This is a genomic window from Hyphomonas beringensis (assembly GCF_000682755.1).
In the GTDB taxonomy this organism is placed as follows: domain Bacteria; phylum Pseudomonadota; class Alphaproteobacteria; order Caulobacterales; family Hyphomonadaceae; genus Hyphomonas; species Hyphomonas beringensis.
This window is the reverse complement of the sequence record NZ_AWFF01000026.1, coordinates 17,589-38,389: the sequence shown is the minus strand read 5'-3', so window position 1 is coordinate 38,389 and position 20,801 is coordinate 17,589. Positions and strand designations below refer to the sequence as shown.

Genomic DNA, 20,801 nt, shown 5'->3' with positions numbered 1-20,801 from the left:
TGCTCCCGAATAAAAATGCTCAGAACCAGGTGCGGATGCCTACGACCCAGTAGGCTTGGCCTGTTTCATCGCCTGAGGCCTCTATATAATCCGCCGTTTGCCCCAGGGCGCTGTGATATTCCCAGCCGACATAGGGGGCAAATTCCCGTCTGATCTCATAGCGAAGGCGTAGGCCTGCCTGCACATTTGTAAAGCCCGCCCCGGTTTCAAGCTCCGGAATATCCTGAGCGGACATGGCCAGCTCGACACGCGGCTGCAGGATCAGGCGCTGGGTCAAGAGAAGCTCATATTCCGCCTCAAAGTCCGCCGTCAAATCACCTTCGTCGCTGAGATAGAGGGCGCCGTCCACTTCGAACCAGTAAGGCGCAAGCCCCTGAAAGCCGAGCACGGCATGCGCACGGCCTTCAGGCTCAAAATCGTACCGTGCGCCCGCTTGCAGATCAAAATAGGGCGAGACCGCATGCGACCAGAGCAATTGGGCCTCCGCCTCTTCAAAGGCACCCTCCTCGAAGGCATACTCCCCTTCCGTCTTCAAATAGAGCCTGTTGATGTCATCGCCATACCAGGCTGAACCATCCCACACACCGATCTCTTCATCGTCAGACATCTGCACTTCGGCGCGGTTGAGCATCACCCTACCAAAGGCCTGATCACCATTGTGATGCAGGACATGCGCTCGAGCAGCCGCCATTTCTGCCGGATCGAAATAGGCATCTGCCTGAGACCAAGGCGCGCTCTCGGAATGATCTTCATGTCCGGAATGCTCCTGTGCGTATACGGAGGACACGCCTAGCGCCATGATCCAGAGGGCAAGAATAACCGGCCTCATTGGTCGCCCTCCATCTTCATGTCATGTCCCATGCCGGAATGGTTCATTTTGGAATGATCCATAGTCTTATGATCCTGCATTGAAGCGGCATCATCCGATGGCAAAACGGAAACCACCTGCATCATGCCTGCATGCATGTGATAAAGAAGGTGGCAGTGGAAGGCCCAATCTCCGACATGATCTGCCGACACATCAAAGGAGACTTTCTCGGCCGGCTTTACGATCACCGTATGCTTGCGCGGAGAGTAATCTCCGCCGCCATTGACGAGATCAAAGAACATGCCGTGCAGATGGATTGGATGTGGCATCATCGTGGAATTGACAAGGCTGACCCTTAGACGTTCGCCCTCATGAAAGATGATAGGCTCTTTCACTTCAGAAAACTTCACCCCATCGAACGACCACATGTAACGTTCCATGTTCGAGGTCAGATGAATCTCAATCTCCCGTTCGGGTGCACGCAGGTCCGGGTTCCGATCCAGACTGCGCAACTGGGAGTACCGCATCACCCGGTGCCCGACATTTTCCAGACCGAGACCTGGCTCATCCAGACGGCTGATCGGCATCATATTGACCTTTGTCACACCAGGCCCTCGCTTCACAGGGCGAGCCTCTATAGGCCAGCCGTCTGACGCCGCCATATCTCCCATGTCATGCCCCGGCATGCCGTGTGCAGAATGGTTCATTTTGGAGTGATCTGCTTTTTCCCTCGTCAGGGCACTTTCTGTTCTCACCTCATGAGTGATATCGCTATGCCCCATGGCCGAATGATCCATGCCCATATCCTTCATGGTTAGTGTCGGCACAGGCCTGAGAGCCGGGGCTTCAGCACGCATCCCGGCTTGCGGCCCAAATGTCGCCACGGCCTGACCGGATCGATCAATACTCTCGGCCACGAAAGCATAGGCCCGGTCTTCCGGCGGAGAGATGATCACATCATATGTCTCAGCAACGCCCATCTGGAATTCATCCACTTCCAGCGGCTGCACATTCAGGCCATCTGCGGCCACAATCGTCATCGGCAGATCCGGCAAGCGCACATTGAAGATGGTCATGGCCGAGGCGTTGATAATCCGCAAGCGGACGCGCTCTCCCTTGCGGAAGACACCGTTCCAATTGTCCTTGGTCGAATGGCCGTTGATCAGGAAGTGGTAGGTTGATCCGGTCACGTCCGCTATGTCACGCGGAGACATACGCATCGCGCCCCACATCGCCCGGTCAGACCATGCCGCACCAAATCCGCTCTCCCTGGCATCAGCCAGAAAGTCAGGCAGGGTCCGCTGCTGGAAATTGTACGTGTCGCTAGACTTTTTCAGCTTGGCGAAGATCCGCTCTGCCCGCTCAAAGCTCCAGTCCGACAACACCAAAACATATTCCCGTTCATACGCAACCGGATCTACGCCGTTCGGGTCGATGATGATCGGCCCATAATGGCCTTCCTGTTCCTGCAGACCGGAATGAGAGTGATACCAATAGGTGCCGGACTGCGGCACGGCATATTTATAAGTGAAGGTTTCCCCTGGGCGGATGCCGGGAAACGTCACGCCCGGCACGCCATCCATCTGGAACGGCACGAGCAGGCCATGCCAGTGGATGGATGTATCGACATCCAGCGTGTTCTTGACGTTCAGGGTAATCTCGTCGCCTTCGCGAAAGCGGATCAGTGGCGCGGGCAGCGTACCGTTCACGCCGGTCGCTTCACCTACCCTGCCATCAATGCGCACGGGAAACGTCCCGACCGTCAGGTCGAACTCCGTCTCCGTATGAGGATGAAGACCATGATTCCCATCACTGGCACTTCGGGCCCAGGCTGGCAGCAACGTCCCCAGGCCACTGAGCAGGCCGGACGCGGCCGACGCGTACATGAATTGTCGTCTGTTCAACATGTTTGAAAATCCAGAGAATTAAGTGTGCTGCACAAGGCAGCTTTCCAGCAGGCAAAGCCTCACCGGATGCGCACAAACCAGCGCATCTCACTCAATTCAGAAGACGGATTTTCAAGCTGACGGGGGTAATGTTTGGCGGGTCAGGCATCTGCCTGGGCGGTCCGCGCGCCTCAAGACGATAGGCTTTCTGGGATACCAGGCCTGGGGGCACCGGCATCACGACCCTTGTGGTTGGCCCCTGCACGCCCTTGGTACTGAAATCCGCGGCCTTTGCCAGAAAGGGCGTATCCGGATGGCACTCCGCCTTTGGCATATCCGAAGGCGCAGACGCCATGTCGTCACAATGGCCCGCAGACGCCGCCGGCACGTCCATGGCGGCATGCGCAGCGCTGGTGCCGTGGCGCGAGTGGTCGGTACAGGCACACATCGCCTGCTGCGATCCCAGGAAAATGGCCACCATGACCAGAAACAGATTACGCAGTGCCAACACCATTCCCTAGCCTTTCCTTGGGATGATACCTAGGACAGCCAAAGGCCATGGGCAATATACCGAGGGTGCGCGCTGTGCCTCTAAGGCTGCTCGTCCTCGAGCGTGCCATCAAAGAATGACCTGAAATCAGAGGTCAGCGCTTCCAGCGACGGCTCATGAAGATACATCATGTGACCGCCTTGATAATATGTCATGGCCACATTGTCGGCCGGAATACCGTGACGGGCGAAAGTCATCTCCGCATCAAAGAAGGGAGTCACAAGATCATAGACACCATTCGCCACCCAGACTTTCAGGTCTGAATTGCGGCGCATGGCCGTCGCCAGCTTGCGGGCCACATTATAATACTCCGGCTCCAAACCTGCGTTATCTTCAGTGCCGGTAAAATTCCAGCCCTCGGCCACCTCCCCGCTGGAAACGATATAGGGCCGGTCCATCTCCACATTCAGTGCGTCAGTCAGATATTGATTGAACAGAGCCGAATAGGCCGAACTGACACTGTAGCTTGCCGCGTCACCTGACGGACGGTCAGCTGCATCGTCTGCTTCATCGCCTGTATATCTCGCATCAAGCCGCCCGAGTGCCACGCCCTCATCGCGCAAGAGTTCCTTGGTGAAGCGCGGCGTCAGGATACGCAGATCCGAATGCTCGATATACTCCGGCGAAAGGCCGGTGAAATAGGCCAGGCGATCGCGGATATGCGCGCGTTCCTCAGCGCTGAGCCGCGTACCCCTCAACAAGGCAGGCGCATACTCATCCTGCGCGAAGGCCCGTGCCTGAGTCAGGAAATCAGCCTGGCTGATGCCGGCCCCCGCCTTGCCATGATACTGCGCAGTCGCAGCCATGCTCGGCAGATAGGTGACATAGGAATAGAAATTGTCGTGAACGGGTGTGGAGCCTTCATAGTCAAGCGCCTGTGAGATCAGCATCAGGCCATTGAAGGCGATGTCCACATCCCCCGTCGTCATTTCATAGACGAGATAAGCTGCGCGAGTTGTCCCGAAGCTTTCGCCGGTAATGTATTTTTTCGCATTCCAGCGTTTGTGGTCCGTCAACCAGATGCGCATGAATTCGGACAAGGACGCAGCGTCCCCTTGTTCAGACCAGTAAGTCTTGCCCTCACCTTTCCCGATCACCCGGCTGAACCCCGTGCCGATGGGGTCGATGAACACAAGGTCGGTCTCATCCAGTAATGAGAAGGGATTGTCGACAAGGCGGTACGGCGCCGCGCCATCGTCTGCGTCCGCGGCGCTCGGAACGACAACGCGCTTGGGGCCCAACAAGCCCATATGCAGCCAGATGGAAGCAGAGCCTGGCCCACCATTGAACACGAAGGTGACCGGACGGTCACTGCCTGCTTTTTCCTTGATGTAGGAATAGGTGAAGAGGCTCGCCTCAGGCTCACCGCTGTCGCCTTTGAGATATGTCTCGCCAGCTTCAACCCGATAGGCAACGCGCTGCCCGTTGAATGTGCCTGTATGCGTGCTCGTGAAAAGAACAGGGTCCGGAATGGGCTTTGCTGCCTCTTCCGTCTCGGTCTTCGCCGTATCTGTTTCCGCAAAAGCCGGGGCAGCCACCGCGACCAGCAGCGCCATTATCCATCCACGCATGTCACACCTCTTTTCTAGAAGGTGACATCACACGGAATTTCCTTTCACGGCAAGGCCTTGCCTATGCTCTCAACAGCTCGTTCACGCCGGTCTTGGAGCGCGTCTGGGCATCCACCGTTTTCACGATCACGGCGCAAGCGAGGCTCGGTCCGCCATTCTTGTCCGGCAGCGTGCCCGGCACGACGACGGAGTAAGGCGGTATCTTGCCATAGGTGATCTCGCCCGTCTGGCGGTTCACGATCTTGGTGGACTGGGTGATGAACACGCCCATTGCGATGACAGAGCCTTCGCCCACAACCACGCCCTCAACCACTTCAGACCGCGCGCCGATGAAGCAATTGTCTTCAATGATGGTCGGGTTCGCTTGAAGCGGTTCCAGAACGCCGCCAATGCCAGTGCCTGCAGAGATATGGCAGTTCGCACCAACCTGCGCGCAGGAGCCGACAGAGGCCCATGTATCAATCATCGTGCCTTCGCCAACATAAGCACCAATGTTCACATAGGACGGCATCAATACAGCGTTCTTCGCGATATAGGCGCCGCGGCGCACGGCGCAGGGCGGCACGGCGCGGAAGCCGGCAGTCTCGAAGTCAGATGTACCCCAGCCCTGGAATTTGGAGGGCACTTTGTCCCACCAATTCCCGCCGCCCGGCACGCCGGAAATCATGCCATTGGCGTTCAGGCGGAAAGACAGCAGCACGGCCTTCTTCAGCCATTGATGCACTTCCCAGCTGCCATCGCCATTCGGGCTCGCAACGCGGGCTTCACCGGAATCGAGAAGGTCAATGGCGGCCTCGACTGCATCGCGCACGTCACCGCGTGTTTCAGTGGTCAGCGTATCGCGGGTTTCCCACGCCTGTTCGATGGAGGCGGCAAGGGCTTCTGTCATTTTTTTCTCCGGGGGCCGTTTAGTCCAAGGTTTCAATTGCCGCCTCAAGAAAGGCAGCAAGGTCGCCTGTGACATAGTCTATGTGGTCTGGCCCGTCATCCCCCAACAGGTCATCCAGATTGGCCGGACGGGCCTCGATCGGCTCATGGCTCCAATCCTTTTCGGAATGCACCAGTACCGTTGTGAAGCCCATGTCCTTGGCTGGCAGCAGATTGCGGGCAAGATCTTCAAAGAAGACAGCCCGTCCCGGCTTGATGTCATGCAGCGCGACAAAACGGTCATAGGACGCCTGATTGGGCTTGGGTGTATAGCCCGCATCCTCGATGCCATAGCTGCTATCGAACAGATGAGACAGGCCCATCTTGTCCACCACACGCTCAGCATGGCGGCGCGATCCGTTCGTGTAGACAAATTTGCGCCCGGGCAGGGCTGTCAGCGCATCGCGCAATATTGGCAGGTCCGGCAGGGGCGACAGGTCTATCTCGTGCACAAAGTGAAGAAACTCCGCCGGGTCGATCTTGTGGACCTTCATCAGCCCCGACAGGGTCGTACCATAGGTCGCATAATAATGTTTCTGCAGTTTTCGCGCCTCAACTGGCGGAAGATCCAGCAACCGCGAGACGAAATCCGTCATCCGCGTATCAATCTCGGCAAAGAGGTCGCATTCTGCCGGATAGAGTGTGTTGTCGAGATCGAATACCCAGTCCCTGACATGGCCGAAGCTGCCAAATGGCGCGATATGGACGCCCGCCTTGGAAGAGATCATTGGGTTCCCGCCTTGGCAAAATCACGCTCGAAGAATTCAAACACCAGGCGGCGGTCTACCGGTTCCGGCGTGCGTTCAAACAGGGCCGTTCGATAGGCTGAGGCCTCGCAATCATCGCGGCCGACAATGGCGAATTTCGCCCGGCCAACGCAGAAGGCATCAGAGGCTTTCGCCAGCGTCCGCGTGCGGGTGCCGTCTTCCATCTCGCCATAGACATAATATTCCGTGCTCCGCAGACCCCGATCGATGGCGCGCGCGCAGCCGCCTGCTTCCAGCATCCACCAGCCGCGGCTTTCCCAGCCTTCGGTCCCGCGCCGGGCAATGGCGCTCCAGATGCGCTTGTCCGTCCGGTTGCACAGCGTAAAGCCGACATTGCGGCCAGCATCCTTGGCGACCTGTTCCAGAAAATCGATCAGGTCTGAGTCTGACGTATCTGCCGGCAGATTGTTTTTCTTCAGGAAGTCTCCAATCGCCGAGCGCGTCTTGTAGCCGATATGGCCATCAATCGCGCCGGAGAAGACATTGGCTTCTTCCAGAAGGCGCTGAACCCCGGCTGTGCGGGCCTTCTCCAGATCATAATTGTCGATCTCGGTGAAGCTTGTGCTCCAGCGTGTGCGATTGGTGATCTGAACGGGGCGGAAACCGCGCGGCTCCAGGCCCATGGCAGTACAATTGGGCGGGCTTTCCAGAGAGAAGCCACCGGTCGGGTCCACGCACAATTCCGTCTCACCGCGCCATTCGCGCACACCGCCGCGATGGGCGCTGGATGTGCGGCCATATAGAAAGTGATATTTCGGCTCCAGCGGACCTTTCAGGGCCAGCTGGCATGAGCCCGGCTGCAGTTTGATCCAGCCATCGACATTGATGCTGCCACCAACCGGACGACCGACGGCGGCTTCGATGATGTAGCTTGTCTTGTTGCAGAGTTTCCAGCCATCGCCCTCCTGCGCCTGCGCAATGGCTGGCAAGGCCAGACTGGCCGCAAGAAAGACAAGACCTTTAAGAAATGAGCGTACCTGCGCCATGTTCGGTAAATAGCTCCATGAGCAAGGCGTGCGGCGCACGCCCATCGAGGATGACTGCCGCCCCGACCCCATGTTTTACAGATTGGGCCGCAGTTTCAAGCTTCGGTATCATACCACCTGCAGCTGTACCGTCTGAAATCAGCCCCGGAATGTCATCGACGGCGATATCGCGCAGCAGGTTTTTCTGCTTGTCCATCACCCCGGCAACATCCGTCAGCAGGAACAGGCGACTTGCGCCAAGGGCTGCCGCCAGCGCGCCTGCCGCCGTGTCGGCATTCACATTATAGCGGTGGCCATCAGGCCCGGCGCCGACCGGGGCAACAACCGGAATAAGCTGGGAATCGGATTTCAGCAGGGCATCAATAACACTTGTATCGACAGCGCTCGGCTCACCGACAAAGCCAAGATCCAGAACCTGCTCGATATGACTATCCGGGTCGCGTTCTGTCTTCTTGGCCTTCTCGGCCTGGATCAGATTGCCATCCGAGCCGGACAGGCCAACCGCCTTGCCCCCTGCCTGGTTGATGGCGCGGACAATGGATTTGTTGATCGGGCCGGACAGCACCATTTCGACCACTTCCATGGTCGCTTCATCTGTGACCCGCAGACCGCCCTTGAATTCGGACACAATGCCCAACCGGTCCAGCAACTTGCCGATCTGGGGGCCGCCGCCATGCACGATAACGGGATTGATGCCCAAGGTCTTCAACAGCACCACATCACGCGCAAAGATCGCTGCCAGGCTCTCATCCACCATGGCGTGGCCGCCATATTTCACGACAATCGTCTTCCCGGCATAACGCTGGATATAGGGCAGCGCCTCCGAAAGCGTGCGGGCGGTGAACTGGGCGGGGGAAATCTGGTCTGTCATGCGCGCCCCTTTAGCGTGGTTTTTCCGCCTCGGTAAGGGGTGAGAATTTTTACTGCATTGCGAAACCGCCAGACCTATGCTGCGTTATGCGCTGATCACGATGCCGCAGGCGTCGCTATTATTGGACAATTGCCCCTCCCCCCAACAGATACGGTTATTCGCATGGCTCAAAGCAGACGCAATGTGGTGGTCATTGGTCTAGGCACTTTCGGTATGGCCGTCGCGCGGGAATTGACCCGCATGGGCGACCGCGTACTGGGCGTAGACGTCAAAGAGGCGGAAGTCGCCTCCATCGCAGACGAAATCGACTCCGCCCTGGTCGCAGATGCCGCGGACATGAAGGCCGTCCGAGAGATCGGCCTGGAAGCCTATGATGCAGTGGTCATATCCATCGGCGAGAACATGCAATCCAGCATCCTGGCATCGATGAACATTCTTGAGGCGGGCTGCACCGATGTCTGGGTCAAGGCGCAGAATGATACGCACAAGACCATCCTGGAGCGGATCGGCATTCAGAATGTTGTCCTACCGGAGGCCAATGAGGGCCTCCACCTGGCACAACTGGTCCACAATCCACGCATGCGAAATTATCTCTGCCTGTGGGATGAAGTTTTCCTGGCCGAAATTCGCGTACCTTCCCGCTTCAGCACGCGCGGCTTCTCTCCACAGCGCTTGAAGGAAAAATATGCCCTCTCCTGCCTGGGCGTGATCCGCGACAAACAGGTTTTTCCCATTGAAGACGGCGAACAGAATCTGGGGGAAGATGACCGGCTCATCCTGTTTGGGAACCGCGCCGACATTCGCCGCTTCGCAGACGGATCCGACGCTTGAGCCTGAAAGACCGCCTTTCCACGCTGCCGACCCCCGCCCTTCTGGCGCTGATCTATCTCAGCTGGATTCTCCTTGGCATGCTCGCGCTGAAGCTGCCATTCTCCACCACGACCGACATCACCTGGTCAGACGCGCTGTTCACGGCAACATCTGCTGTCACCGTGACCGGGCTGGCTGTCGTCGATACCGGCGCGGACTTCACCCATTTCGGGCAAGGTGTCCTAATGGTGCTGATTCAGCTCGGCGGCATGGGCATGATGACCTTCGCAGTCGTGGTCCTGTCTTCCATGGGCATGCAGATCGGCTTGGCCCAGAGACAATTCCTGCGGGAAGAAATGGGCCTGCGCTCGATTGGCGGCCTCCTGGAACTTGCCTCCTTCATCTTCCGCTTTGTCCTGATCTGCGAAATTGCCGGCGCCATCCTGCTATGTTTTGAATTCGTGCCCCAGTTCGGCTGGAAGCAAGGCATCTGGCAGGCAGTCTTTCATTCCATCTCGGCCTTCAACAATGCCGGGTTCTCGCTTTTTCCAGACAGTTTGATGGGCTATGTCGGCTCTCCCACCGTCATCTATACGACCTCGATTCAGTTCATTATCGGCGGCCTGGGCTTTGCCGTGATCTCGGACCTTGTTGTCTCAAAGCGTATCAGCCAGCTGTCGCTGCATACAAGGCTGATGCTGGTCGGCACTTTTGGTCTGATCCTGTTTGGCATGTTGTCCTATGCCGCTCTAGAATGGAGCAATCCGCGCACCCTGGCGGGCCTTCATTCGCTGCCGGAAAAACTGAATGCCATCTGGTTTGAGGCCGTCACGCCCAGAACGGCTGGCTTCAACTCCATGGACACAAGCGCCATGCGCCACGACACAACACTGATAACCATCGTACTGATGGTGATTGGCGGCGGCAGCACGTCAACGGCTGGCGGCATTAAGGTCACCACCGCTTTCGTGCTCCTCCTCGCCACTTTCGCCTTCTTCCGCAGCAGCGGCAGAATGCGCGCCTTCGGCTATTCCATCGGTCTTGCCGAAGGCCTGAAAGTGATGGCTCTGCTGACGATCAGCGTGTTCACGATCTTTGCCGGCATGTTCATCATCACCGCGACACACGAACTGGACTTCATGGACGTGATGTTCGAAGTGTGCTCGGCCTTTGGCACCGTCGGCCTCAGCCGAGGCATTACCGGAGACCTTAACGAGGTCGGCCGCGCGGTGATCTGCTTGATCATGTTCCTGGGCCGGATCGGACCGCTAACGCTGGGCTTCTTCCTGGCGACCAAGACGCAGCCACGTGTGAAGTATCCCGAAGGCTCGGTCTTCCTCGGTTAAGCAGCCGCCTGCATATCCAGACTCATGAACACACTATGGGGATCCTCCACATAGGTTCCAAATGGCGGGCAATACGTGAAGCCATAGGCTTCATAAAGTTTGCGAGCCGGAATGAACCCATCCATTGAGCCCGTCTCCAGATACAGCGCCGCGTAACCGCGTGCACGGGCCTCAGCCAGAATATGCTCCAGCATCACGCGGCCATGACCCTTTCCGCGCAAATCCTGCCGCGTATGCATGGATTTGATCTCGCCAGCTCCGTCCGCCAGATCCTTCAACGCGCCGCACCCGACAAGCGCCTCATCCTGCCACATCGACCAGAACGTTACCTCTGGCACTTTCAGGCCCTGCAGAGGCAGGAAATGGCAACTCCCCGGCGGGCTGAGCGACAGCATGAGGTCCGCATGCGAGGTCAACAGCTCCGCCACTTCAGGGCCGCTCAAATCATCAATCCGGATCTCCAGAGACATACCGCTCTCCTATTGCCTCGCGGCGGATAGTGCTCACCCAGCCCTCAAGGTCAATATCGAGAGGAAAAGGTACAAGGCGACAAGACTGACTTTGCCCAGTAGGCTGGCAGAAAGATATAATACCGGGGGAAATGCACATGTTGAAACGCATACTGGCCGCACTGGGTGTCCTGCTCGCAGCGTTTCTGATCGGGGGCGGAGTTTACCTCTGGCACCCCCTGCCCGAAAATCCGGATGCCGGAACTCTGGCTGCTGCCGCCGCAGACTATGATGCTCAGATCCTCCGTGACAGCTGGGGCGTTCCACATGTGCGCGGGGCGCGCGACGCAGACGCAGCGTTTGGCATAGCCTATGCCCATGCCGAGGATGATTATGAGACGATCCAGGAAGTGGTCGCAGCCACGCGCGGTGTCATGGCCAGTTATCGTGGCAAGGATGCCGCGCCGGTCGATTACATGGTCCGTCTGCTGGGCGTGTGGGATACGATCGAAGCGCGTTATGACAGCGACGTTCCGGAAGAGACCAAAGCCATTGCGGAGGCTTATGCCGCGGGGCTGAACCTGTACGCTGCTGAGCATCCCGGCACGACCTGGCAGGGCCTCGCGCCATTTACAGCGCAGGATGTCGTCGCGGGCTTCATCTTCAAGACACCCTTTTTCTACGGCCTTGATGGCACATTGATGGAGTTGTTTGGAGAAGACTACACGCAAACCATCGCGCTTGATCCGGAGGGAGAAGACCGCAAGGCCTTCCTGATGGCGCCCAAGCGCATGTCTGAGCGCGGATCGAATGCCTTTGCCGTCTCGCCACAGCGATCAGGTGACGACGTCACGCGGCTCCTCATCAACTCTCATCAGCCCCTGACGGGTCCGGTGGCGTGGTATGAGGCGCACATGGCATCAGAGGAAGGTCTCGACATGACAGGCGGTCTGTTTCCCGGCACACCGCTGATCCTGCACGGCTTCAATGCGCATTTGGGCTGGGCCAACACGGTGAGTGCGCAGGACCTGTCGGACGTCTATGTGCTGACACGCAATCCGGATAATCCTCACCAGTACAAGCTTGACGGCGAGTGGACCGATTTCGAAGAAACCCCCGTCACACTCATGGTCCGCCTTGCCGGTCCTTTCGCGCTACCCGTCAAGCGTAAGGTCCTACGCTCTGCCCATGGTCCGGTGATTGAGGCCAAGCACGGCACCTATGCCCTGCGCTATGCCGGCATGGGAGAGATCCGTCAGCTGGAGCAATATTACCGCCTGAACAAGGCGGCCTCTCTGGAAGACTTTCTGTCCGCAATGTCGATGAACGCCCTGCCTTCCATCAATTATATCTATGCAGACGAAGCCGGAAACATCGCCTTCATTCACAATGGCCAATATCCTGATCGGAATGACGCATGGGACTGGTCTGCGGATATGCCAGGCGACCGGTCTGACCTGATCTGGCAAGATTATCGCGACTGGGATGCTGTACCGAAGCTGATCAACCCCATGTCCGGCTTTGTCTTCAACGCCAACAACCAGCCCTTCAGCGCAACAGATGGACCAGACAATCTGCAGCCAGAAGACTTCCCGCAAAGTATGGGCCTGCAGACCAATCAGACCAATCGCGCTTTGCGCGTCATCGAACAGACAGATGGCGCCACCCCGATCGGAGAGGCTGAACTGCTGCGTATCAAATTCGACAACGCCTATGCAGACGGCTCAGAAACACAGGAAATTGTCGCCGAAATCCTGGCCATGGACTGGAGCGAGGATGCCGAAATGCAAGCCGCCGCCCAGCATCTTGCCGCGTGGGACTTCAGGACAGACGCCGCAAACCGGCATGCCGCGCTCGGCGTTTTGACCGTCCTGCGAGAAATCACGGCGCGTTACACAGGAGAGGCTGCGCCACCCCGGGAGCAAGCCTTCCGCGAAGCCGTTCGCTGGCTGACGGATCATCATGGCGGCGTTGATTTGGAATGGGGCGAGGTAAACCGCCTCGTGCGCGGCGGGGTAGACCTGCCTCTAAGTGGTGCGCCGGACACGTTACGCGCTGTCTATCCAGCAGGCATTCGCGAAGACGGCGAATTACACATGAGTGCCGGCGACAGTTGGATCGCACTCGTCGAGTGGGACAGAGACGGCACACAAACTGCGCGGGTGATCCATAATTTCGGAAGCGCCACGCTGGACAGTGCATCACCGCATTATGCTGATCAGGCGCCTCTGTTCGCAGCCGAAGGCTGGCGCACAGCGTTGACAGACTGGGATGCCATCGAAGCGAATGCGGAACGCATATACCGTCCGGGGAAAGATTAGATCAGGCTGGCCACTTCGGCGCGCAGCTCCGGAATGCCCCACCCTTTTTCGGATGAGGTCATCCGCACGAGAGGATGCGCCGCGCCATGCTTTTTCAGCTTGGCTTCAATGCCGGCAGCGATGGCGTCAGCCTCGGACTTTTTCAGCTTGTCGACCTTGGTCAGCACAATCTGGTAAGTGACGGCAGAGGTATCGAGCATTTTCATGACGTCCTCATCCGTATCCATCAGACCTCGGCGCGCATCGACCAGCAGGAAGACCCGGCGCAGGCTCGGCCGCCCGCGAAGATAGGAACGCGTCAGCTTCATCCAGCTTTCGGCCTGGGAACGACTGACCTTGGCATAGCCAAAGCCCGGCAGGTCAACCAGGTAAAGCTGGCCTTCTCCGAGATCGAAATAGTTGAGTTCGCGCGTCCGCCCCGGCTCGGCTGAAGAGCGCGCCAGCTTGGCCCGGTTTGTCAGGGCATTGATCAGCGAAGACTTGCCGACATTGGACCGGCCCGCAAAGCAGACTTCGGTCCGGTCCGCGGGCGGAAGACCTTTCAGGTCCACCACGCCTTTGACGAACTCGACCGGCCCGGCAAACAGCACACGGCCGACTTCGAGCGCCTCTTCACTGAAGCCGTCACCGTTTTCCATCTGCCTAATCCGCCGTTTTCTTCTTGCCGCCCATCAGGCCTTTCAGGAATTTGCCGATCTCGGTCTCAACCCCGTTACGCCGCATGATGAAATATTGCTGCGCGAAGGAAAGCAGGTTCGACCACACCCAGTACATGACCAGGCCTGCGGCAAAGCCGCCAAAGACAAACATGAACACCAGCGGCATCGCCTGAATGATGCGGCGTTGCGTCGGGTCTGGCGGCGGCGGGCTCAGCGTCTGGATCGCCGCCATGGTGACGCCGTACAGGATCGGCAGGATACCGATGCCAATGACGATACCAACGAACGGAATGGATTTCAGATCAGCGGCAGACCACCACGGGATCAGACCGAACAGATTACCAATCGCGGTTGGATCGGGCGCCGACAGGTCTTTCAGGAACAGGAAGGGCGTGTGGCGCATCTCGATCGTCACATACAGCGTCTTGTAGAGTGCATAGAAGATCGGGATGGTGAACAGGATCGGCAGACAGCCCCCAATCGGGTTCGCGCCTTCCTGCTTGTACAGCTTCATGATTTCCTGCTGCTGGCGCTGCGGGTCCGCCTTGAAGCGCTCGCGGATGTCCTTCATCGGCTCCTGCAGCTTCTTCATCTTCGCCATGGATTTGTAGCTCTGATTGTAGAGCGGAACGAGCGGCAGCTTGACCAGAACCGTAAAGGCAAGGATCGCCCAGCCGAACGAGCCCACAATGCCGGACAGCCATTCCAGCGCATAGAAGAAAGGCTTGGTCAGGAAGAACGCCCAGCCCCAGTCAATCGCATCCACCATACGCGGAATGCCAAGATCATTCTGGTAATGCTGCAGCACTTCAAAGCGCTTCGCGCCCGCATACACACTATTGGAAACCGTCTCGCTGGCACCGGGTGCTAGCGTCAGAGACGCCGTCTCCGTGCGCAACTCCAGCCCGGCTCCGCGGGAGAGCTTGCGCTTGTCGACCATGCCGGCAAAGAAACGGTCCTGCTCAGGCACCAGCGCGCCCAGCCAGTACTTGTCTGACAGGCCCCACCAGCCACCCTGGTCGGACGGGAAAGTGCCCTCTTTCGTCTCGCCCTTGATTTCTTTCATCTGGAACAGCGGCTTGTACTTCTTCATCCGCAATTCATCGTTCACCACGCCCATAAGGCCGACATGAGCAATACCGGTTTGCTTGCCAGCGCCAGGATCGGTGACATCCAGGAAGCCTTTCCAGTCACCATGGCGCTCAATAGAACCGACCGGGCGCAGCTCACGCGGCGCGCCGGATGTATTGGTCACCGTATCGGTGAAGGTGAACATGTAATCGTCATCAACCGAAATCTCGCGGTCGATGGTCAGGCCATCCGTTTCAAGACGCAGTGTGATCGGGGTTGAGGTCGTCAACGTGCCCTCTCCAACCTGTTTCCAGGGAGAGTTGCGGCCCGCCACCAATGTAGAGCCGTCAGCCCAATACCAAGAGGCGAAATAGCCATATTCGCTGTTCTCAGGACGGAACAGGCGGACTTCTTCAAGTTTTTCGACCGTCAGAAAGTACTTTTTCAGGCTGAGGTCATCAATGCGGGAACCGGACAGGCGGATTGTGCCATCGACAGAGTCCCCATTGAAGGCAACCCGGGCATCCTCCTGAATGGCTTCTTCAACCGGCTTGATCTGTGCAACAGCCGGCACGCTGGAATCTGCGGTCGTTGCGGTCTGCTGTTCGGCCTGCTCAACCGCCTGCTGCGCCTCGAATTTCTGCTGCGCGGGCTTCATGATAAAGTTCTGATAGGCAAACACGAACACGATCATCGCAACGATGGCGATCAGGAAATTGCGCTGGTCTTCTTTTTCCATCTGCGGATCCCGGAAAATCTATATCAGCCCGACCGACTCGGCGGTGGGGGTTTTTAATCAGCGGCGAGGCTTATCAGCGCACTTTCCATATCGTCAAGCAAACGTGCCCAGCCAATCTCAGGCGTCTCCATACGTGCAATGAAGACATAATCCCACCCCGCTTTCCCATGCTGCGGCAAGAGAACACGCGCGGCTTCACGCAACCGGCGCTTGGCCCTGTTGCGGATAACGGCATTTCCGATCTTCTTGGTGGCGGTAAACCCGGCGCCAATGTGATGGCCGGGGGCCTCTCCCCGCCTGGGGCGCGCCTGGATTACAAGGGCCTTGCGCCGCTCTAATTTTCCGTGACGCACATAAAGAAATTGAGGCCGCACGCGAAGACGGGCGACCTCAATCTCGGAAGTGTGCATTTCGCTGGTCATGGCCTGGCATCCGTCCTTCAGTCAGACGGGGGCGGCCCCGCTCTTAAGCGGACAGCGACTTGCGGCCTTTGGCGCGGCGGCGCGCCAGCACCTTACGGCCATTTTTGGTCGACATGCGGTCGCGGAAGCCATGGGTGCGCTTGCGGCGAAGGTTGCTCGGCTGGAATGTGCGTTTCATCGGTCTGCTCTGAAAGCTAAGTATCTCGGAAAGAGGGGCCAATACAGGCATGAATGGCCAAGGTCAAGCCATCGGGGCATAACAAGACAGCACTTTCCTGAGCGCCCCATGCGGCAGACTCTTTACACGAGACAAGAGTCTCGCGCACTCTGTGAATGTGGGCGGGCGCAAAATTTTCGAAGAGGTCACATGCGGTTTCAGCGCTCTGCCGTTCTTTGCCTTCTGGCCCTGCTTGCCATACCGGCAGCGGCCATCTCCCAGACCATGGATTATGACCGTCTTGACGCCCGGCTGACCCGCCTGGCCGCAGACGAGGACATGGTCGGCCTATCGGTCGCCGTGATTGAGGATGGCCGTATCGCCTTCGCCAAGGGCTATGGCGTCACCGAAATCGGGGGCGAGCCGGTCACCGATGACACGGTGTTCCGCTGGGCCTCTCTCTCCAAAGGCGTGGCCGCGACAGAAATTGCCATTCTCGCCAGCCAGGCCCGTCTCAACATCACCGACACGGTCGGCAGCTTCAAGACCAGCCTGCGCCTGCCCGGCGGCGGGGAACAACGCGCGACCCTGGAAGATGTCCTGTCGCATCGTCTCGGCATTCTGCCGAACGCCTATGATACGCGTCTGGAAGATGGCTGGGACCCGGCCAAGATCCGCGAAAGCCTGAAATCCCTGAAGCCTGTCTGCGCAATTGGCGAGTGTCATACCTACCAGAATGTCGCCTATGACAGCATCGCCGAAGTGGTCGAGGATGTCACAGAGTCAAAATATGCTGACGCGGTGCAGCGCTCCGTCTTCGTTCCGCTTGGCATGGCAACCGCCAGTATCGGCCGCAGCGGCCTGCAGAACTCCCCCTCCTGGGCCCGCCCCTACTCCAAGCGTGGCCGCACCGCGGGACGCCCTAAGGAGAAAATCGTCAATGACAATTATTACCGCATACCGGCCGCGGGCGGCGTCAATGGCTCGATCCGGGATCTCGCACTCTATGCCCGTGCGCATATGGGCCTGGTCCCCGACGTCCTGGGCGAGACAGCGCTCGACTTGCTGCAAACCCCGCGCATCTATACCCGGCGCGAGCAGGCACGCATGTCCAGCCGCTATAGAGGCACCGTGCGCGACGCCCGTTACGGGCTTGGCTGGCGCATTTACAAATATGGCGAAGCAGGCAACCGCGTTGTTGGCCATCGCGGCGCCGTTGAAGGATACCGCTCTTTCATCCTGTTCGATCCTGACCGCGATACGGGCGTTGTCATCCTGTGGAACTCCAGCTCCCGCCAGCCGAACGGCATCGGCTTTGAGGTGATGGACATGGCCTATGGCCTGCCCTTCCATGACTGGATGGAACTCGACACCTCCCAAGCAGCCGCCGGGCACTGAGGCCCATCTCCCCCGGACGTCAGGGAAACGCACGCAGACGTGAACGGATTTTTCCGTGCGTCAGGCTATGCGTCTGCGGCATTCGCCCCATACTAGACACTTCATGCCCCATTCGATCCTGACCTTCGTGAAAGCCCTGCTGATAGGCTGCGTCCTGACGCTTGCCATCAGCCTGCCTGCTTCTGCGCAACATGCCCAGTGGACCCGCCTTCTGTCTGACTATGTCCACCCGGGAGACGATGGCGTGAACCGCGTCGATTATGCCGCCCTGAAGGCCAATCAGGCCGACCGCGCTGAGCTGGATGTCTATATTGCCAGCTTTGCCGACATGGACCTGTCTGGCCGCGATGACGATACATTCGCCGCCTGGGCCAATCTCTATAATGCCGTAACCGTGCGCTACATTGTGCAGAAATATGCGCTCGGCTCGATCCGGGACGGTTATGTATTCGGCGGCCCCTGGAAGAAGATCAAGGTCACAGCAGACGGGAAAGAGATCTCCCTTGATGGCATTGAGCACGATGTACTGCGTCCGCGCTTTGGCGACCCGCGCGTGCACTACGCCATCAATTGCGCCGCCTGGTCTTGCCCGAACCTGCAGCCCGTCGCCTGGAAGGGCGATACGCTGGACCGGGACCTGGATGCCGCGGCCCGCGCCTATATCAACCATCCCCGCGGTGTCAGTGTCGGCCCCAGAGGCCTGACCGTCTCAACCATTTATGACTGGTTCAAAGACGATTTCGGCGGATCAAAACCCGCCGTGATCCAGCACCTGCTGAAATATGCAGAGCCAGACCTGGCTGAAGCCATCCGCAAGACACCGCGTATCCGGGGCTATGAATATGACTGGTCCCTCAATGATTTTTCCCATGAGACACCACAATGAGTGAGACATCCACGACATCCCGGCCGATCTGGCTGCGCCTGTGGCCGCTTTATCTGATCGCTGCTGGCCTGATTGCGGCATGGGCGCTCAGCCTGTTTGACTATCTGTCCCTGGAAACCTTGCGCCAGCAGCAGGCCACGCTGCGGGCCTTTGTCGATGACCATCTTGTCCTCGCCATTGCGGCCTTTGTCGGTATCTATGCCCTGACGACCCTCTTCATGATGCCCGGCGCCCTTTGGGTGACGATTGCGGGCGGCTTTCTGTTCGGCCTGGTCGGCGGATCGCTTGCCACGATTGCCGGGGCAACCCTGGGGGCCAGCCTGCTTTTCCTGGCCGCAAGAACTTCGCTGGGCGCTTCCTTGCGCAAGATGGCAGGCGGCTATGCAGAGAAAGTCCGCACAGAATTTCAGGACAGCCCGCTGGCCTATATGTTTGCCATGCGCTTTGTGCCGGCCATGCCCTTTGCTGTCGCCAATGTCTTGCCGGCCATTCTGGGTGCGAAATTCCGTGACTATGTGATCACCACTGCGCTCGGCATTGTGCCCGGCGTGGTCGCCTATACCTGGGTTGGGGCAGGCCTTGGCGCCACCTTTGCGCGGGGCGAAGACCCGGATCTTGCATCTGTGTTTCGGAACCTTTTGCCCGCTGCGCTCGCTTTGGTGGTCGTCTCCCTGCTCCCCGTAGCCTGGAAAAAACTGTTTCCCCGCAAGGCGGGCAAGATTGAGGAAGCTTCCTGATGCAAACCCTGAACGTTGACCTGGCCGTGATTGGAGCAGGCTCTGCAGGCCTGTCCGCCGCCGCAGGCGCCGCCCAGTTCGGCCTGTCTGTTGTCCTTTACGAAAAGGGAAAGATGGGCGGGGACTGCCTGAATTATGGCTGCGTCCCGTCCAAGGCCCTGCTCAGCGCAGCAAAAGCCGCTGCCTCCGTCCGTGAGGCAGAGAAGTACGGCATTTCTGCAGGCGCCCCGCAAACAGACTGGCAGAAGGTCAAGGCGCACATCCAGTCAGCCATCGAGACCATTGCCCCGGTCGACAGCCAGGAGCGCTTCGAAGGGCTCGGCGTCACCGTCATCCGTGAGACAGCACGCTTTGAAGATTCCAAAACCCTGGTCTCGGACTCAACGCGCACCGTCGCCCGCCGTATCGTCGTCGCCACAGGGTCGCGCGCTTTTGTGCCCCCCATCGAGGGCCTCAGCGAAGTCCCCTATCTGACCAATGAGACCATTTTCGACCTGCCTGAGCTGCCAGAACATCTCATCATTCTGGGCGCAGGGCCCATCGGTATGGAAATGGCGCAGGCCTTCACCCGTCTTGGCAGCAAAGTTACGGTCGTGGAGAAGGAACTCGCCCTCGGCCGGGCAGACCCTGACCATGCCGCGATCGCCATCGACACGCTGAAGGAAGAAGGCGTCACGCTGCTGGAGGGGCACAAGGCCGTGCATGTGACTGGCCAGGGCAAAAGCATTCATGTTCGCACGGAACGCCAGGACGGATCGCAAACCTCGGTCATTGAAGGCAGCCATTTGCTGGTAGCCCTGGGCCGCCGCGCGGTTCTGGATGGCCTCGCCCTGGACAAGGGCAATGTCGATCACGACGAGACAAGCATCCAGGTCGGAGACAATTTGCGGTCCAAGTCGAATGGCCGCGTCTGGGCGCTGGGCGATGTCGCGGGCCGGGAACAATTCACCCATGTCGCGGGCTGGCATGCTTCGGTCTTCAGCCGCCGTGCCTTCTTCAAGCAATTCACCAAAGCGAACAGCCTGCCCATTCCGGCCGTCACTTATACATCCCCCGAAGTCGCACAGCTGGGCATGACAGAAGCCGAAGCGACAGAGTGCTACGGTGAAGAGTCTGTTTCTGCGCCGAGCTTCCCGTTTAGTGAGAACGACCGCGCCATTGCCGAAGGCAAGACGCTGGGCGAAGCCAAGCTGATCTTGCGCAAGGGCAAGCTGCTCGGCGCGTCAATTGTTGGTGAAGGAGCTGGCGATATCCTGCAACTGGTCTCCGTTGCCATGTCGAACGGGCTGGATGTGAAGGATCTGACCAATTTCATCTCCCCCTACCCGACACGGGCAGAAGTGGTGAAACGGGCGGCAAATGCGCACTTCACAGATGTTCTATTCGGAAAGAACGCAAAGCGCCTCGTCGGCTTGCTCCAACGCATCCCCTAGGCTACTT

20 protein-coding genes are annotated in these 20,801 nt (G+C 58.7%); 7 read left to right on the top strand and 13 right to left on the bottom strand.

Annotation, left to right across the window (positions count from 1 at the left end):
• Window positions 1-19: 19 nt before the first annotated feature.
• The 8 genes from HY29_RS03880 to argB all read right to left on the bottom strand — a co-directional run bounded on the left by HY29_RS03880 (window position 20) and on the right by argB (window position 8,366).
• Complete coding sequence (locus HY29_RS03880) at window positions 20-829, bottom strand: copper resistance protein B (RefSeq protein WP_034792649.1); 810 nt, start codon at window positions 827-829, stop codon at window positions 20-22.
• Complete coding sequence (locus tag HY29_RS03875; protein ID WP_034792647.1) at window positions 826-2,715, bottom strand: copper resistance system multicopper oxidase; 1,890 nt, start codon at window positions 2,713-2,715, stop codon at window positions 826-828. Before HY29_RS03875 ends, HY29_RS03880 begins: the two co-directional genes overlap by 4 nt.
• A gap of 91 nt (window positions 2,716-2,806) precedes the next feature.
• Window positions 2,807-3,208: a hypothetical protein gene (locus HY29_RS03870; RefSeq protein ID WP_034792644.1), complete on the bottom strand. Its 402-nt coding sequence runs from the start codon at window positions 3,206-3,208 to the stop codon at window positions 2,807-2,809.
• A gap of 77 nt (window positions 3,209-3,285) precedes the next feature.
• Window positions 3,286-4,815 carry a S10 family peptidase gene (locus HY29_RS03865; protein WP_034792639.1) on the bottom strand — a complete coding sequence of 510 codons (1,530 nt, stop codon included), beginning with the start codon at window positions 4,813-4,815 and terminating at the stop codon, window positions 3,286-3,288.
• Between the two features lie 61 nt (window positions 4,816-4,876).
• Window positions 4,877-5,704, bottom strand: coding sequence for a 2,3,4,5-tetrahydropyridine-2,6-dicarboxylate N-succinyltransferase (dapD, locus tag HY29_RS03860; protein ID WP_034792636.1), 828 nt, complete (start codon window positions 5,702-5,704; stop codon window positions 4,877-4,879).
• 19 nt (window positions 5,705-5,723) lie between these two features.
• The gene (locus tag HY29_RS03855) at window positions 5,724-6,470 is read right to left on the bottom strand and encodes a pyrimidine 5'-nucleotidase (RefSeq protein ID WP_051601111.1); all 747 of its coding nucleotides are present in this window, start codon (window positions 6,468-6,470) and stop codon (window positions 5,724-5,726) included.
• Window positions 6,467-7,495, bottom strand: coding sequence for a DUF1036 domain-containing protein (locus tag HY29_RS03850; protein WP_034792633.1), 1,029 nt, complete (start codon window positions 7,493-7,495; stop codon window positions 6,467-6,469). Before HY29_RS03850 ends, HY29_RS03855 begins: the two co-directional genes overlap by 4 nt.
• Window positions 7,470-8,366 (bottom strand): acetylglutamate kinase, encoded by an 897-nt coding sequence (argB, locus tag HY29_RS03845; protein WP_034792630.1) that lies wholly within the window; start codon window positions 8,364-8,366, stop codon window positions 7,470-7,472. The genes HY29_RS03850 and argB overlap by 26 nt, the downstream gene beginning before the upstream one ends.
• A gap of 162 nt (window positions 8,367-8,528) precedes the next feature.
• Between argB and HY29_RS03840 the strand changes: the two genes are divergently transcribed.
• Together HY29_RS03840 and HY29_RS03835 are read left to right on the top strand one after the other, a co-directional pair.
• On the top strand, window positions 8,529-9,197 hold the full coding sequence (locus tag HY29_RS03840) for a potassium channel family protein (protein WP_034792626.1): 669 nt from the start codon (window positions 8,529-8,531) through the stop codon (window positions 9,195-9,197).
• Window positions 9,194-10,522 (top strand): TrkH family potassium uptake protein, encoded by a 1,329-nt coding sequence (locus HY29_RS03835; RefSeq protein ID WP_206741920.1) that lies wholly within the window; start codon window positions 9,194-9,196, stop codon window positions 10,520-10,522. Before HY29_RS03840 ends, HY29_RS03835 begins: the two co-directional genes overlap by 4 nt.
• Here HY29_RS03835 and HY29_RS03830 read toward each other — a convergent pair.
• On the bottom strand, window positions 10,519-10,992 hold the full coding sequence (locus HY29_RS03830) for a GNAT family N-acetyltransferase (protein ID WP_081811215.1): 474 nt from the start codon (window positions 10,990-10,992) through the stop codon (window positions 10,519-10,521). The genes HY29_RS03835 and HY29_RS03830 overlap by 4 nt on opposite strands.
• A 137-nt stretch (window positions 10,993-11,129) precedes the next feature.
• Between HY29_RS03830 and HY29_RS03825 the strand changes: the two genes are divergently transcribed.
• Window positions 11,130-13,292, top strand: coding sequence for an acylase (locus HY29_RS03825; RefSeq protein ID WP_241765127.1), 2,163 nt, complete (start codon window positions 11,130-11,132; stop codon window positions 13,290-13,292).
• Here HY29_RS03825 and yihA read toward each other — a convergent pair.
• From yihA to rpmH, 4 genes are read right to left on the bottom strand one after another with little or no spacing between them, the layout of a single operon-like run.
• Window positions 13,289-13,930 (bottom strand): ribosome biogenesis GTP-binding protein YihA/YsxC, encoded by a 642-nt coding sequence (gene yihA, locus HY29_RS03820; protein WP_034792622.1) that lies wholly within the window; start codon window positions 13,928-13,930, stop codon window positions 13,289-13,291. The genes HY29_RS03825 and yihA overlap by 4 nt on opposite strands.
• 4 nt (window positions 13,931-13,934) lie before the next feature.
• On the bottom strand, window positions 13,935-15,761 hold the full coding sequence (gene yidC, locus HY29_RS03815; RefSeq protein ID WP_034792621.1) for a membrane protein insertase YidC: 1,827 nt from the start codon (window positions 15,759-15,761) through the stop codon (window positions 13,935-13,937).
• Between the two features lie 53 nt (window positions 15,762-15,814).
• Window positions 15,815-16,183, bottom strand: coding sequence for a ribonuclease P protein component (rnpA, locus tag HY29_RS03810; protein ID WP_034792619.1), 369 nt, complete (start codon window positions 16,181-16,183; stop codon window positions 15,815-15,817).
• 43 nt (window positions 16,184-16,226) lie between these two features.
• Window positions 16,227-16,361, bottom strand: coding sequence for a 50S ribosomal protein L34 (gene rpmH, locus HY29_RS03805; protein WP_034792616.1), 135 nt, complete (start codon window positions 16,359-16,361; stop codon window positions 16,227-16,229).
• Window positions 16,362-16,550: 189 nt separating this feature from the next.
• Between rpmH and HY29_RS03800 the strand changes: the two genes are divergently transcribed.
• The 4 genes from HY29_RS03800 (at window position 16,551) to HY29_RS03785 (ending at window position 20,794) form a co-directional block, all read left to right on the top strand.
• The gene (locus HY29_RS03800) at window positions 16,551-17,738 is read left to right on the top strand and encodes a serine hydrolase domain-containing protein (RefSeq protein ID WP_034792613.1); all 1,188 of its coding nucleotides are present in this window, start codon (window positions 16,551-16,553) and stop codon (window positions 17,736-17,738) included.
• Between the two features lie 103 nt (window positions 17,739-17,841).
• Complete coding sequence (locus HY29_RS03795) at window positions 17,842-18,624, top strand: DUF547 domain-containing protein (RefSeq protein ID WP_034792610.1); 783 nt, start codon at window positions 17,842-17,844, stop codon at window positions 18,622-18,624.
• Entirely contained in the window at window positions 18,621-19,361 is a 741-nt protein-coding gene (locus tag HY29_RS03790) for a TVP38/TMEM64 family protein (RefSeq protein ID WP_034792607.1), read from the top strand. Before HY29_RS03795 ends, HY29_RS03790 begins: the two co-directional genes overlap by 4 nt.
• Window positions 19,361-20,794 carry a dihydrolipoyl dehydrogenase family protein gene (locus HY29_RS03785; RefSeq protein ID WP_034792604.1) on the top strand — a complete coding sequence of 478 codons (1,434 nt, stop codon included), beginning with the start codon at window positions 19,361-19,363 and terminating at the stop codon, window positions 20,792-20,794. The genes HY29_RS03790 and HY29_RS03785 overlap by 1 nt, the downstream gene beginning before the upstream one ends.
• The last annotated feature ends 7 nt before the right edge of the window (window positions 20,795-20,801 follow it).